General features: G+C 42.5%; 6 protein-coding genes. All 6 read right to left on the bottom strand.

Annotated elements, in window-relative coordinates; genetic code table 11:
• Nucleotides 1–81: 81 nt before the first annotated feature.
• Nucleotides 82–2730, bottom strand: a complete 2649-nt coding sequence (locus tag AB5642_RS05565; protein WP_173718634.1) for a hypothetical protein — start codon at nt 2728–2730, stop codon at nt 82–84.
• A gap of 69 nt (nt 2731–2799) precedes the next feature.
• Nucleotides 2800–3831, bottom strand: coding sequence for a hypothetical protein (locus AB5642_RS05570; protein ID WP_237925760.1), 1032 nt, complete (start codon nt 3829–3831; stop codon nt 2800–2802).
• 28 nt (nt 3832–3859) lie between these two features.
• The gene (locus tag AB5642_RS05575; RefSeq protein ID WP_256144076.1) at nt 3860–7357 is read right to left on the bottom strand and encodes a glycoside hydrolase family 2 protein; all 3498 of its coding nucleotides are present in this window, start codon (nt 7355–7357) and stop codon (nt 3860–3862) included.
• Nucleotides 7354–9726 carry a glycoside hydrolase family 2 TIM barrel-domain containing protein gene (locus tag AB5642_RS05580; RefSeq protein WP_237925755.1) on the bottom strand — a complete coding sequence of 791 codons (2373 nt, stop codon included), beginning with the start codon at nt 9724–9726 and terminating at the stop codon, nt 7354–7356. The genes AB5642_RS05575 and AB5642_RS05580 overlap by 4 nt, the downstream gene beginning before the upstream one ends.
• Nucleotides 9727–9782: 56 nt before the next feature.
• Complete coding sequence (locus AB5642_RS05585; RefSeq protein WP_173734807.1) at nt 9783–13007, bottom strand: hypothetical protein; 3225 nt, start codon at nt 13005–13007, stop codon at nt 9783–9785.
• Complete coding sequence (locus AB5642_RS05590) at nt 12991–15537, bottom strand: alpha-L-rhamnosidase (RefSeq protein ID WP_237925752.1); 2547 nt, start codon at nt 15535–15537, stop codon at nt 12991–12993. Before AB5642_RS05590 ends, AB5642_RS05585 begins: the two co-directional genes overlap by 17 nt.
• Nucleotides 15538–15586: the final 49 nt, after the last annotated feature.

A 15586-nucleotide genomic window follows, 5' to 3' on the forward strand; every position in this document is an offset into this window, starting at 1 on the left:
TCCTCTCATATTGTTTCTGTAATTTACAGCATTCTCATGTTCCGCAAACTTCAAGTTTAACAGCATTTCAAACTCATCTAATTAATATCGCATATACGTCTCTATCACCGGTGCTTCTGTAATTCCGGTCGCAGGTATCTGCAAATGAGTGGATGCACCATCTTTCAACTTCCAGACAAGAGTAGTATCCACTTTTATTTCAAGATGATTTTCACCGTCCAAAAGTGCATCTGTAACCTCCACTTTCGCAGGGAAGCCAGCCAAATAGCCCACATCTTCTCCGTTTAATTTCACTCTCAGGCAATCCGCCGCTTCCGGGAATTTCAAGCTATAATGCTCTCCTTCGTTCTTCTTCCAGGTGAAGCTTCCTGTATATAGGTAGCTTCCCGTATAAGCAGGGAAATAGCCCCTTCCGTTCATGTTTGGAAGCTCTTTATCTGCTTTTAGCTGCAGAGTTTTTCCTTCTTTGGTTGTTACTTTCCACGGAATATAGAGGGTAGTCTGTTTCTCAAGACAAAGTATATCAGGCTCAATTTTTTGTCCTTCTTCTTTAATATGCTCTATTGATTCCAGGCACAAAAAGCAGCTCTCTCCAGGCTCCAGACTTCCCGGAATCTGATACGCATATCCTTCAGCCTGTGCCGGATAAGACTTCAAATCAAAGCTTTTAGCGCGATTAAACCAGGAATCATAAAGGGTCAGTCCATCCAATTTTTCAGCCTGTACAAGCAAAGCAAAATCAGCTCTTCTGAACACGCTTTCGTTAAATAGCATTGCGCAAAGCCCTTCCTCTGTCTGGTTCACGATCATACGAAGATCCTGAAGGTTTTCGGAAATTGTTCCCTGACCGTTATCTGTAACTGCAAGTTTACGCATCCTATGCTTTTCACTTTCTGCCACAGCTTTTTGGGCCAGATTATCTAATGTTACAATTTCCACCCACTTAGAAAATACTTCTGGCAGTTCTGTTCCTTTGGTAGTTTTTTCAGGCAATTTATCAATTATGTAAACCTTTAATTTATTTTTCTGATTGGCTTCTATAAACTGTACTACACGCTCATCCAAACACTGCACATATGGAATAATCAGACTTGCGTAGGTCTTGTCCAGAATCTTCAGAACTCCATTTTCTACAATAGCTTCTGCAAAAATATCTGCCGGAATCACATCATAATCCAGCTGTTTTTCCATAAGGGCACGGCCTGGTTTCTGGAAGTACATTGCTTCGCCGCACCACTCGCTTTCTCCGTGATAAAGGATTGCCGCATCTGCCAGATGGGTTCCACTGCTGAGAAAATGGGCACTCCTGTTCATGTATTGCATGAGCCAGGTGAAACACTCAAATCCCGGATTATTACCGCCTGCATAAAAATGCGGCGGACAATCAGGATCTGGATATTTCATGGAAAAAGCATGTGGCGTGAACTCATTAATTCCTCTTACAAGCATATGGTTAGTCAGCCATTTCATAAAGGAATTACCTTCTGCCCATCCATAGTTTCCGAAGATTTCACACAGCGCACGGTCTTTTTTGTTTTTCTGAATATGAGCTGCCGAGCTTCCTAATTTGGCCAGTCCGAAATGGAAAAATTCGCCGTCGCGGTCTCCTGCAATCCATTGATGAACCGGTTGTGTAAATCCCGGTACAATCTGATGATGAACAACATCAATGCCAGCCATATGCTGTCCTTCCATTTCCCTGAAATAATGTCCGATGCTGCAGCCCATCCGTGCATGTGCATTGTCATCTTCAATAATATGTCCGATATATTCTACACCATGTACCTGACACCAGCTTCCAATCTGACCGCTGAAGCAGGTATGTACCAAATGGGTCATTGCATCCATATATTCTGTACGAACCTTTGTGGTTTTTTCTTCAGAATCGTACCACAATGCAGGAAGATTGGTGAGAAATTCCTCTTTCCAGGTCTCTGTTAGTTTTCTTTCCAGCTCATCGCTCCAAGGCAATCTGATATCTTTCTGGCCTAACATGTTGTCAAAGGGATAGTCTTTTACGTTGCCAAGCTCTGGCTCATCAGAGAAGAAGCCAGCAATCACATTTCCGAAATATTTACTGTAGCGAGCGTAATGCTTTTCATAAACTTCATCCAACAATACCTTGACAGATGAGGAATCGATCAGATTCATATAATGATCTCTTCCGCCCCCGGTTCTGGTGGTAAATAAGATAAAAAGGCGATAAGCTCCTTCCGGAAGATCAAAGTACACAAAACCGTTTTCCATGGTATCTGTAAGATCCAAAATGTCGCTTCCTCTTACTGCCAAGGTCTGTCCATCTGGCTTTGGTACTGCCAGAATTCCCAGTAGTCTTCCATCTGAAGGAATAAAATTTTCCACCAGGACTGCACCGCTGCGGCAGGGACCCATAATGTCCATATGTCGCTCTCCAAGGTACAGCTTTGACTTTTCCGGGTGCTTTTCAAATCCGCCGTTAGCATATCCGGTTGGAAACTTTTTGTCATCCAGAATCCAGAGACGAAGCCCTCTTTTTTCAGCTTCTGCACAAATAAAATCCAGATTTTCCCACCACTTAGGACCACAGAAATCCGGATGTGGTCTGGATTCCAGACACACCTCACGGATACCGCATTTCTCTATTTTATCCAGCTCTTTTCCGATTGTTTCATTATCTTCCCCTTTCATCCAAAGGAATGGCAAAATGTGGCTGGTACACTTTCCCTGAAGCAAAGCTTGTAAATGTTTCATACGCTCTCCTGTTTCTTTTGTATCATAATATTGGTTCATTTATGTGCGATTATTTTTGTCAGAATCAGGTCAAAATTTCTTATTTGCTGCTACGCATATGGTTCTGTATTCGCCGTATGCATTGGTAGGATCTCCTTCTTTCCAAGGGCGGGTTGCACAGTAAAAATGGTACAAGGTGTCATCCTTTTTTACAATAGATGCCTTGTGTACATGACCGCTATAATAAGTTCCCTCCGGGCCAAAAGAAAGGATTGGCTCCCTTACCTTTTCCCAGTGAAGAAGATCATCAGACATGGCCAATCCTTCCTGTGCATGACTGTGTCCATCCTCATAAATCTTGCCATAGCCAAAGTAAAAGTTCACCCAAATATCCCCATCCTTCACAATATAGGGATCAGATACAAAGCGTTCATCCCAGGATTTCCGGTTTACCTTCATCACTGGATTTCCTTCATATCTTTCCCAGTGAAGAAGATCCTTTGAGGTTGCAACACCTGTCTGTTCTGTCCAGCGTTCTTCTTTGTCTTTTGCATTATAAAACATGTACCAAATGTCATTATTGCGGATAATGCAGGCTTTATAGAGTCCGCCTGCTTCCCAGTCGGCACCGTCTTTCCAGGAAAAGCAAGGCTTATCCGGAAAGTGCCAGTCCAGCAGCTCTTCGTCTTCTGTCCACGCCAGACCAATTTCAGCGGGGCCACTTTCATAGCCTGTGGAAGGATAAGAATGATAGACCAGCCAATATTTTCCATCTACTTTTCCAAGCTTTGGGATCTGATTGAAATCGTCATTTTCTTTAATCATCCAGGTGGCAGCACCTCCAATGCGATCCCAACGGTCAGAATCCAGGTTTCGTTTGAGAATTACGCCCTTATGCTCCCAGTGAAGAAGATCATCACTGGTTGCTAAGGCTGACTGATATCCTTTGCCATCAAAGCCTGTATACAACATGTAATACTTGTTCTGATGCCAGAAAACAAATGGAATATCTACTGCTTTTTCATCAAATGCACCGAGCATTCCGGATCCATGAAGTACCGGTTTTTCATAACGGTAAGGAGTCAGATACTTCTGTATTTTCGGGTCTGTTAATTCGATCATTTTATGTATTCTCCTGTTTTATAATCTATTATTTATCAACTTGGCATGTTTTAGTGACTGCGCACATTTTCATCTTAACAGTGCCACAGGTGCCATCTCTCATAACAAGCGGAGGCTTTCTCACATTTCCCCAGGATATATGCGGGTAGGAAAAATCCTGGTTTATCATCAGCTTAATAGGCTCTGTATGATTCCTTCCAAGTACTCGCAAATAGTCAAGAACTATGTAACAATCTGTGGCGTCTTCTGCTTTTTCCCCACACACCTCAATACGAATCGTATGCTCTCCATAAGGCAGGTCTTTAATAGAAAAAATCGGCAAATGATAACACTTATCGTAACCTGCAGAACAGCAGGAGAAATCAACTCCGCCACTTCTCTGGCTGATATGGGAGGCTTTCTTTTCCCCGTCTACATATACGTCTGCCATTCCAAAAGCAGGATCCTGAGGACCGTACCATAGGATTCCGGTACCCTGAAATTTACAGGTAAATGCGGCGCCTTTTTCCCGGCTCCACATCTCCGTTCCGTGGTCACTTTCTTTCTTATCTACTACCTGATACCAGGTTCCGGTATAGGCAATTCGCGAATCAGATTCCAGAATTTTTTCTTCTTTTGGATCAAGCACTTCCAAACGGATATTAGCTTTGGAGACTTCCCGACTTCCATTCTGATCGGACTTCTTTTTGGCACCGAATATTTTCAGCATTCCGATTTTATCAGCATCTTTTTCCCTATTAAATGCATCCTGTATTTTAGTTCGATTCTCATTATAAATATACGCTTCTGCAACATCCTCTTTGGTACTTTTGAAATCATTACTTCCATGATATTCTCCATCATAACGCCCAAAAAGAATATCATCTCGCATGTCTTCTCCCCAGGAAGTCACTGGCATTTCACCCCAGATATTGGATCTGGTAAAGCGCTTTGCAGTTCCCTGATTTCGGGAAATATGGTCCCTGGGATAAAGAGAAATTCGTCCCTCCTGATCCGGATCCAGATTTCTTCTCCAGGATAAAGTGTCCACAGATGGATCCAGAATATATGCTATTCCAAGCTCATCCAGCCCGCCGCAATCTACACCTACACGAAGCTTCATCTGCTTGGGAAGATGCTTTTCCAGGTGAAGAATCTGATATGTTGTGTAGAAGGTTCCGTCATTTTGAATCTCTATTATCCACTCTATAGATAGCGTTTTTTTGTATCCGCCCTGGATTCGAACTTCTACAAAATTCTGTTTTTCTTTTACTGCAAAAGAGGTCATATACCAGGATCCAAGCTTCAGGTATGGGACATTTAATATTGGACCGCCAACCAGAATTTTATTATTCTGCCTTGCCCAGCCGCCGGTCAGAAGACCGGTCTTAACATTGAAAGAAAACTTAAAATCATTTCCCGTTATGAAAACTTCCTGGTTTTCTTTATGAATCTTTAAAGCTTTTATATTTTCTGTTTCATCTGCATTTAACTCAAACAGCGGAGCTTCCACATAATCTCGGGAAAACACCTTCATTTCATCTATCTGGCAGTCATTTCCATCCAGGAATTCCAGTGTCACCGGAGACTGATCCTCTGCATTTTCCAGCGACAGTAAAACCTTAATCACCTTTCCCGGCGCACATTTCGGGAGCTTCCAGATACCATTTTCATCACCGCATTTCCATTTCACTTTAACCTCATTTAAATTGGTGTGACAGAAACGATTTTCTATAATCAACAAAATCTTTTTCTCCTGAGCCTTTACTTCGCTGTGAATAACTTTAATTGGAGAATAGGCTTTTCTGGTCATGTAAAACTCCGGTTTCTTTCTTCTCCAGACATCAATAATTCCCCATTCCATCTGTCCGTTTCCACCATCATAAAGATCCGTTTCATCGATCCCAGCCCAGATTGCACCGCCAAGAGCACCCTCTGTATTCCAGATATTATCCCAGAAAATACGGATGCTTTCGCCCCAGTAGCTTCTGATGTTTGGATCTCTTCGCATCTCCTCACGGTTGTAGCAGGCTACATGCACATATTCGTCATGAAGCACAGGCATATCTTTTCCAGGTGCACCTCCCACACTTAAATTGTCCTTTTTTCCTGCCAGATCAGCATTATATTCAGAGTAATGAATGCTCCAGATATCCGGCATTTCATGCTCTTCCCGAATAGTCATTGGATAGCTGAATTTTGTCATTCTGGTAGGATCCTTCAAATGCGCAAAGCGATTAAGAAGATCAAAATTATGACCTCCAAAGGACTCATTACAAAGAGACCAGATAATTACGCAAGGATGATTGTAATCCCTTGCCATTGTTTCTGCAAAATGACTAAGATAACGGTTTGTTTCCTTAGGATCGCGCTGTGTATAGGGCAATGTCCTTGCAATAAATGCTAATGCCAGCTCGTCCTCCACGTAAATTCCATGCTCATCACACTGGTCAAGAAAATATTCACTTGGCGGATAATGAGAGGTTCGAATATAATTACAGTTTGCTTCTTTAAATAATGCTACATCCTGTTCAATCAGCTCATGGGTCAATGCACGTCCGTTTCTTGGACTGATTTCATGGCGGCACACGCCGCGTAATTTCACCTCATTATGGTTTACAAATAGACGATTACCCTTGCGTTCCAGCTTTCTAAGTCCTACCTTTTTTTCTGCCTTTTCCAGTAGTTCCCAGGTACCAGAGATAGAATCTAATTTATATAATGTAAGTTCAAATCTGTATAGTCTTGGGTGCTCTGCATCCCAGAGAACCGGGTTGGCTACATACAGCTGATCAGTGTAATAGCCTTTAATTTTATTGTCTAAAACCAGGGATTTCTCCTTTGTTTTTATACCGTTTGGATCGTACAAAACAAACTCAGCTTTATATACAGCAGCACTAGCAAGCCGACCTTTTTCCTTCCCGGCAGCCATTTCTGCAGACCGTATTTTCCCCTTCCCATCTATGCTTCCAGGCATATCTGCCAGATCCATATCCACCCGCAGGCTGCAGGTTTCCATATCCTCGTCAAACAATGGTGACAGATAAAGTGCGTTCACATAAACTTCCGGCAATACATACAGCCAGCTGCTGTGAAGCATCCCGCCATGGCTATAGGCACTGACAATATCTGATTCTTCATCCAAATCGATAACAAGAGAAAACGTCTGTTTTCCACATACTTCCTCCGTAATGTCCACATTCCATGTAATAAATCCGTTTTCATGATATGCCACCTGTTTTCCATCCACATAGACTGTAGCAAAACCATTAATCCCCTGAAATTTCAGCACAATATGACTATTTTCCGCTCTCTTTGGAAGCTGTATCTTCCTCTCATAGCTGTAGTGCTGTGATAATCCCTTTTTGTGAAGAATTCCCATGTCAAAGGGCACCTGAACCTGTTGTACTGCACCATCTTTTTTGTCTGTTACTTTCCAGCTTCCATCCAGGCAGATTACTGAATTTTCTGCCGCTTTACTCCATTTTGGAAGGGGAATCACTCTTGGCATAGGATAATTTTTTAATTCATCTATAGTCATATTCATTTGTCTTCCTCCAACAGCATTTGTATTCTGAAAGACTCCCGCACGCCTGGAATCAGCTTTACATCAGGTCTTCGAACGCAGCCTCGTACCATTCTGGGATAATTAAAGTCTACTGCAATATTCATTTTGAATCCACCTGTATAACTGCTTCCTTCCAATACTGCATAATCAATTGAAGTGTATGTATTCTGCGCTTTTGCTTCCTTTGTTCCGGTTACCTCTATGCGAAGTGTATGTTTTTTTTCTTCCAGTCCATGTACCTCTGCCAGTATCTGTCTATAGCGTTTTTCATAGCCTCTGCTCATTCCCGGAAAATCCACTTTCGGTGGGTACTGACTCACATCTTTCTTCCAGAGTTCTCCGTCCAAATATACGTTACACATCCCATATAAAATATCCCATGATCCATAAACAGTGATTCCTGTCCCTGTAAAACTCAGTTCCGCGTAATCTCCTGCTGTATTGCTTAATGTTTCAGATCCGTTAAGATTTCCACAGTAATCTTCCATTTTTATCCAATTACCCACATAATTTATTCGCGGATCCAAATTATTTACAATAGCTCCTTCTGTTAATTCAGGTGCCGGTTCTAACCGAACCTTACACCCCTGAGAAACCATTCGTACTCTATCCGGTTCTGTTACATAATAAGCTCCACCCTTCTCTCCTAAGCCACCACTTGAAATGCCGATTTCTGCTTTCACACGGTGTGGCATATGGCGGAATAGCTTCTGAACTTCATATGCAGTTTCCAGTATTCCATTCTGAAAAAGAGTAAGATAAAAACAAATATCAAGGGTATTTTCATAGGTTCCGCTTATCTTTATCTGTACATTTTCTGCCCCATCCACAGAACAAATTTCAAGGTTTCTCCCTATCCATTTTCCAAGTAAGAATCCTGCTGTATTCAAAAACGGGCCGCCTTTTATCAGTACTTTTTTTCCTTGTTTTTGTATAAGCCCTGCTTCCTTTAGCAGACATTTTTTTCTGGAAAAAATATAAAAAATATTGTCATTTTCTATGTGAAGAGCATCTTCTGTCCACTGAATTTTCCAGTTTATATTATGGATTTCGTTCTGCCTTCTGAAACAATTTATCTTTGTTTCCACCACAGAATTCTCATTTTCCAACTCCGCATATGCTTCTTTTGAAGCTGCTCCATATGCATTTTTCAAGTGATAATATTCTGGCTTCGGATTATGATTCGCGTCCAGAATTCCCCATTCATAATCCATCAGCCCTTCAAAGCTGCCGTCCTCATCCACGCCAGCCAGCACTGCTCCACCGAGGCACCCTGGAGTCCGAGCTGATTTTTCTACAAAAGTACGAATACTTTTTCCCCAGAAATCACGGATTCCAGGATCTCTTTGAATTTCATCCCGGTTATGGCATACTACCGGTGACCAGACCTCGTGAAGTACAGGCACTGGATAGTCTGCATCTGCAATCATATATCCAATCTCATTTTCTGCCCCGGGTGTGTGGAAAATCACCATCTGATCATATGTCTTGTCAAAAGGAAGACGCCAGTCAATATCATGAACCGGCCATACATCCATCTGTGGTTCTTCTTCTGGAATGGACATTGGCAAATGGAAGGTCATCAGGCGAATATCATCCAGTTCCCTGATGCGGTCACGAATGATTCCAAAATTTACTCCCCATGCACAATCGTGTCCTAATGACCAGAGAAGTACACTGGTATGGCTTCCATTTGCAAGCAATTCTTCTGCTGCTGTTTCAAATTCTTTTTGCATATGTGGCAGCTCACTGATGTTTTTTTTGGTCTGTCCCAGTTCATAGAAAGGAGCTGTATTTTCCACCCAGAATCCCATTTCATCACACAGCTCCAACATTTTTTCACTGAATGGATAGTAAATACCGCGGATAAAATTAACGTGTGCTGCCTTAAATAATTCCAGATCACGACGCAAAACCGTCTCCCAATTTTCCATCTTAGAATCTGGTTCACGGTAACAGATTCCCAGAAGCTTTACAGGCTTATGGTTCCAAAAAACCTGCTGATTTTGCCGCTTCAAAGAACGAAATCCAAGCTTTTGTCCATGCCTTATATAGGTCTTCTCATTATTCTTATCTGATAACTCAAGCACTATATTCACCTGGTACAAAGCCGGATTATCAGGTGTCCAGCACAGTACTCCCTGGCATTTAAATACAGCTGTTTTCACCCTGGCAGTGTCTTGTCTGAGCTCATCTTTTTCTTTCACAAGGACATTATTTTTATCTCTGATTTCCAGAAGGACTGCAGCATTTTCTTCATTTGTGCTCCCTCTGTATTTTATGATTAATTCCATCTGTCCCTCTGGATTTTCTACCGTATCCAGCCATATCAGCTCCTGTTTTCTCATTGCTTATTCCCCCGACACTCTGCGTTGTTACGCTTATAAATTAATGTTTCATATCCTTAGGTTTCCAGAATTTCTACCCGCGACAGAATTCCAAATGGTTTTAATTCCCAGCCTTCTATCCACTCAGATCCGCTTGTTCTGTAAGAATCCGGTCCATACCATTTAAATTCATCATTGCTATTATGAAGTGTTCCGAAACTATTAAAACGATTTCCGTATACTTTGATTTCTAACCTGTGAATGCCTGCTTCCAGCTCACCAACTTCAAGCTCATGCGGTGAAAATGCAATTAATCCTCTGGGCTTTTTATCCAATATTACCTGCATAACCGGAGCTGAAAAATGAGGTACTCTTATACAGATCTTCTGATTTTTCTTAAGCTCAAACTTCATAACATACACTATGTTTCCACCGTAAAATGGCATCCTCTGTCTGGTAATATCTCCAAAATACAAATGAGACAGCTTACTGGTAATACAGGCAAATGTCCCACTGACCTGCACCCCAAAATCTCCTAATATAAAAATGTTTTCCAGATTTGTTTTTCTCCCGTAAGGAATTTTCAAAAGCAACTTGTTTTTTCCTTTTTTCAAATTATGCATTGGTACTTTTTTTATAAAAGAATCCACAAAAAATCCACCATCTGTCTGCTTACAGGCTACTCCATTAAAATAAATTTCAGCTTTTTCCGGACATTCCATAGCAAGCGCAAAATTTTCTACATCTATCTCTGAATAAAGCTCATACTGCAGTTCCACCACATGATTTTCCGGAGCATTCTTGATTCTCCAAGGCTGTGTATAAGCATCCTGACGATGTGGAAAATGAAGAAGGGTGCGAATCTGATTATCCAGTCTGAGAATTTCCTGCTCTGGCTGCCACTCTGCTCCATCCAGTCTCCAGCTGCATTTATCAAGAAGCAGAACATTTGGTTCTTCCAGCAAATAGCTTTCCGGTTCATAAATGGTAAGCAAATTTTTCTTTCTGCAAGTATCACTGTTACGTGGCGGAGCTGCTGCCACCAGACCATAGGTTCCATGATTAATACCCGTTTTTATAGCAAAGCTTCCGGAAGGTTTTTCTTTTTTCCTATGTAAAGAAGCTGTTGTTTCTGCTTTTACCGGAATCAGTTTCCACAGCAGACTGTCTTCTCCATATATGGTCAGCGTTACCACCGTATCACCTTTTTTCTGACAGGTTTCCACTGGGCAAATGCTTCCGTCAAGTGCATAATAACTCTCAATTTCAAAGCTTCCCCGAATCCGTATGATCATCTGCTCCCCCTGATCTGCGCGGTTTCTTTTTCTGTTTACATGACACACAAATAACCATCTGCAGTCATGGTCCTGGCGCATCTGATAAAACAGATTGTCACTTCGCCTGCCATTCTGCAGACGAATTTCAATATCCCGGCAGTCTTCTGTAATATCCAGAAGTGCCTTTCTCTGAAACGGAATCTGCTCCACTTTCTGAGCAAATCGTCTCGCCTTATCTCCCGGGACTCCATCAATCAGCATGGGAATGCTGCCAAGAAAAACAACTCTTCCTCCATTTTTTACAAAAGTATTTAAAATAGCAAGCGTACTGCTTCGAATCGTTTGCAGATTTGGAAGAATGACCATTTCATACGGTAATTGTTCTCCATCTGGATATTGTTCCGGCATCAGAGATTCTGAAAGAAAATCAAAATCCACCAGGCCAAATAACAACCATTGAATCACATTTTTAAAGTCTTCATCCATCTGCTCTCGAATCTCACCAGTTTGCACTGTATTTCCATATGCAGCCCAATAAGACTCGATCGGGTGCACCACAGCCACCCGCACCAGTGCTTTTCCTCTGGTCAGTGCAGTGTTTACTCTTGCAAAATAATTTTCTATATAGGAGTACTGCTCCCACCAGGGGGACTGATAGTTGATGGATGCGGGCCAGTCACGTTTCGCTTCCCCTTCCATGGACATGAACGCCAGATGAGGAACCCTTATCGTAACCCCAAGCGCAGTCTGCCAGTCTCCCTGCAGCTTATGCCCTTTAAAATCAAAATCCCAATGTGTTACTCCGTATAGCTCACTTACAACGCCCTCTCTGCCATTTTGTCTGGCAACGCTTACCGCCTGTTTGATTGTGGAATATTCCGGGTCTCCGCAGAGAATATCCACACCTGGAAGCTGCTGTTTTCGATAGCAGCGCATTGCTTCTCCAAGGCGCAGTGTCTGAGAGTATAAGGTTGGTTCTGACATGTAATGTCCTGTCATGGCAATATTATGAGCTTCACACCAATCTGCAATGGTATCACAGTAAGCAGACACAAAGCGTTCTGTAAGATGGTCATGATACAGCAAACGGTGTACACTGTACGCTCCATAAGTTGCCCCTGGCAGTTCCCACAAAAGCTCAGGAACAACTTCCAGAAGATTTACTCCATATTTCTCTTTATAGGTATCTCCCAGGTCATCTGTAAAGGAAAGGGTAATATCTTCCTCACAATCTCCGTTGTAAAATACCATACTTCCTTTCATCTGCGGTTCGTCTGTAAAAATGGCTGGGATGGACTTTCCAAATTCATCTCCCAGTGTCTCATAATAACGTTCATGAGTCACTTCTATAAACCGTTCTACTGCTTTTTTATTCAATACATCCACATAAGTCTGGTCGTTAAACCATGGACTTTCCGGCATTAATTCTATGTAAGCCAACCACAGTTTTCCCTGTTCCTGTTCTTCTTTTTTACTGTTGTATAAGGGACATGGACCATCTATTTTTTTATAAGATTTCAGAAATCCTTCCTGAATCAACACACGATAGGCACACACATAATAACCTGCAGGCTTTTTTCCATTGGCTGCTTCTCTTTGAAATTCTTCCCGGGAAGCACACATATTTTCCTTGCGTTCCCTGGTAAGAAGCAGATATCTGGCACGGTAATCCACATTCTCTGTGACGATTCCCCCTGCTGCTCCGGAAGGAAAACGATCCTCATCATACAGCCAGCAAAGCATGTTTCTCTTTTTCATTTCCTCATCCGTATAACGCACCAGATTCAGAAATTCTTCTCCCAGATAGTCCGTTTCAAGACCAGTTCTGGCATGCAGATGGGCGCCTCCAAATCCCATTTTTTCAAAGCAGTCCAGCTGACTGTCAATCAGCTCTTTTGTAATTTTACAGTTCCAGGCCCAGAAGGGAGTTCCCCTATATTCACTGGTTGGATTTTGAAATAATTCTTTCGTAAGCACAGGTTCTGTATTCTTTTTATATAATGTTTTCTCAGAATTCATACTCATAATATCCGCTTCCCACAGTCATGATTTCCTTCCCATCCGGTGATTCCAAATGCGCTGTAAGTCCCGGCGGAATCTGGCAGCAAACCCTGGTTTTCTCATTTTCCTTTTTCCACTTTACATTGATTTTTCCATACGGATGCATGGTCCAGGCATTTACCCAGTCCACGGCTTTTTCCAGGTGTGGCTGAATTCGGATTTCTTCAAATGAAAGCCCGTCGCGAACCAGTTCCATCCCTCCAAGAGATCCATAAAACCACTCTTCAATACTTCCCAGCATCAGGTGATTCTGGGAACCGTGAATGTTTCCAGGCTCTGGTCCGTCCCATTCCTCAGTAAGGGTTGTTGCTCCATTTACGACCTGATAGCCGTATCCTGGTTTATCTGTAATATTCGTCATCTCATTGAGCACATCTGACATGCCATATTTCATCAGTGCAGCAATCAAAAACGGATGTCCCACATCACCAGCTGTGATGGCATAGCCTCTTTTTACCACGTCATCCTTCAGCTGCGAAACCACTTTATCCTGATATTCCTCCGGCACCAGTCCCACGATCAGGCTCATGGCCTGTGCCGCCTGACTGCCGTTTGCATAACGTCCGGTCTGGTCATCCAGAAACTGCAGATTGTATTCCTCAAATACCAGTTTCATTTTCTTCTGATACGCTTCTGCAACCTCTTTTTTCCCGAGAAGCTGTGCTATTTTTGCCATAATCTGAAGGTCATAATAATAAATACAAGTCGCCACAACGGGAACCGGAGTGTTCTGGGAATGCGGGGTGCAAGGACCAATATCCAGCCAGTCTCCAAGCCCGTGATGAAGCACTTCATGGTGTGTTTTAGACGAAAGATACTCCACATATTTCTTCATTACCGGGAAATATTTTTCCAGCAATGCAAGATCTCCGTAACGTTTGTATGCATACCAGGGAGCCAGCACACAGGCACTTCCCCACTCAGGTGAATCCAGAAATCCCTTATGCCACTTATCAAATCCAGTCACATATTCCGGACAAATATCCGGTATCAGACCATTTTCCCGTTGGGAATCTGCCATATCTCCTTCAATTTTTGTATACAGATTATGCACATCCAGATTATACATAATGGAAGGTCCGATCAGATGTGTCTGCTCCAGCCAGCCTAGCTTTTCCCTATGTGGACAGTCTGTGAAATAACTTTTTGTATTGCTTTTGATTGCCTGCAAAATAATCTTATGTATCTGATTAAACAAGGTGTTGGAGCAGCAAAAATCACCAGCTTGATCTACATCAGGGTAAATAAATTCCCCCTGTAAAGAAATTTCTTTTCCCGGCACAGCACCTGTCATCTCCACATAACGGAACCCTGTATACGTAAAATCCGGTGCAAATTCCTGTTCTTTTTTGTCATTTAAAACGTATGTCCAGGCATAATCTTTTCCTGTTACAGACTGATCAATCCGTCCGTTTTCATCCAACTTTTCCGCAGTTTTTAGCACCACCTTCTGTCCTGCTCTGCTGCCATTTGTTTTCAGGAAAATCCTTGCCCATCCGGAAAAATTTTTTCCCAGATCATACTGCCATACCCCTGTTTCCACTTCTCTCACACTAACCGGTTGATAGATTTCCTTTACCCTTAAAGGTTCCATTGGTGCCGGTTTCAGTTCCCCTAAAGGTGGTTCTACACACACTGCAGCTTCCCAGATTTCCGACGCTTCTGATGTTAAATATTCCCTTGTCCACCGTTTTCCATCGAAATCCTCTCCACCGTAAATACAGCAGAATTCAATCGGACTTTTGGCTCTCTTCCAGGATTCATCTGTCACCACATATTCTCTGCTGCCATCTTCATAAACCAGCTCCAGCTGGCACAGAAGCTTGGCTTTTCCATAGGAACGCTGGAAATACACATAGCGTCCTCCCGGAACATTAAACATACAGTCACCCAGCTTTACCAGAATTATATTCTCCGTATTTTCCCCTTCTGCAAAATATTCCGAGACATCATAAGCCGTATAAAAGCAGGTCCTTCGAAAATCTGTCCAGCCCGGTTCCATTACATGGTCAGACACTCTTTCTCCATTAATCCAGCACTCAAAAGCCCCCATTCCACACACATAAAGCTTGGCTAGCTTCACCGCCTTTTTACAGCCAAATTTCTTCCGGTACAGGTGATATTCATGGTCCTTTGTCTCACCAATGAACTTCCCTTTCCAGTCCTCGCGATTATGATAGGCGGTCTCAAAGGAGCTCTCTTCCTCTGCAGTTATCACACCCTCATCGCTGGAAAATATACAGCTTACATGCCAGGTCATTCTTTTTCCTGACTGAAGTTCCTTTCCTTCATACTGAATTCCAGCCATCCGGGAAGCTTCTACAGTTCCGCTGTCCCAAACAGAATTTCCCTGCTCATCCCAGACCTGCACCCGATAGCTTTCCTGGTGCACATTCCTTTTTTCTGTCTCAACTCTCCAGCTAAATACAGGTTTTTTACTTCCTACCAGGATATTTTCCCGGCGATTATCTGTCATCAGATCGTACAGTTTCATTGCAAATTCCTCCCTCTTTATGGATAATTTATTATAAAATTTACCTGAT

It is taken from the genome of Ruminococcus sp. 1001136sp1_2201st1_G3_2201SCRN_220225 (assembly GCF_040924365.1).
In the GTDB taxonomy this organism is placed as follows: domain Bacteria; phylum Bacillota; class Clostridia; order Lachnospirales; family Lachnospiraceae; genus Blautia_A; species Blautia_A faecis.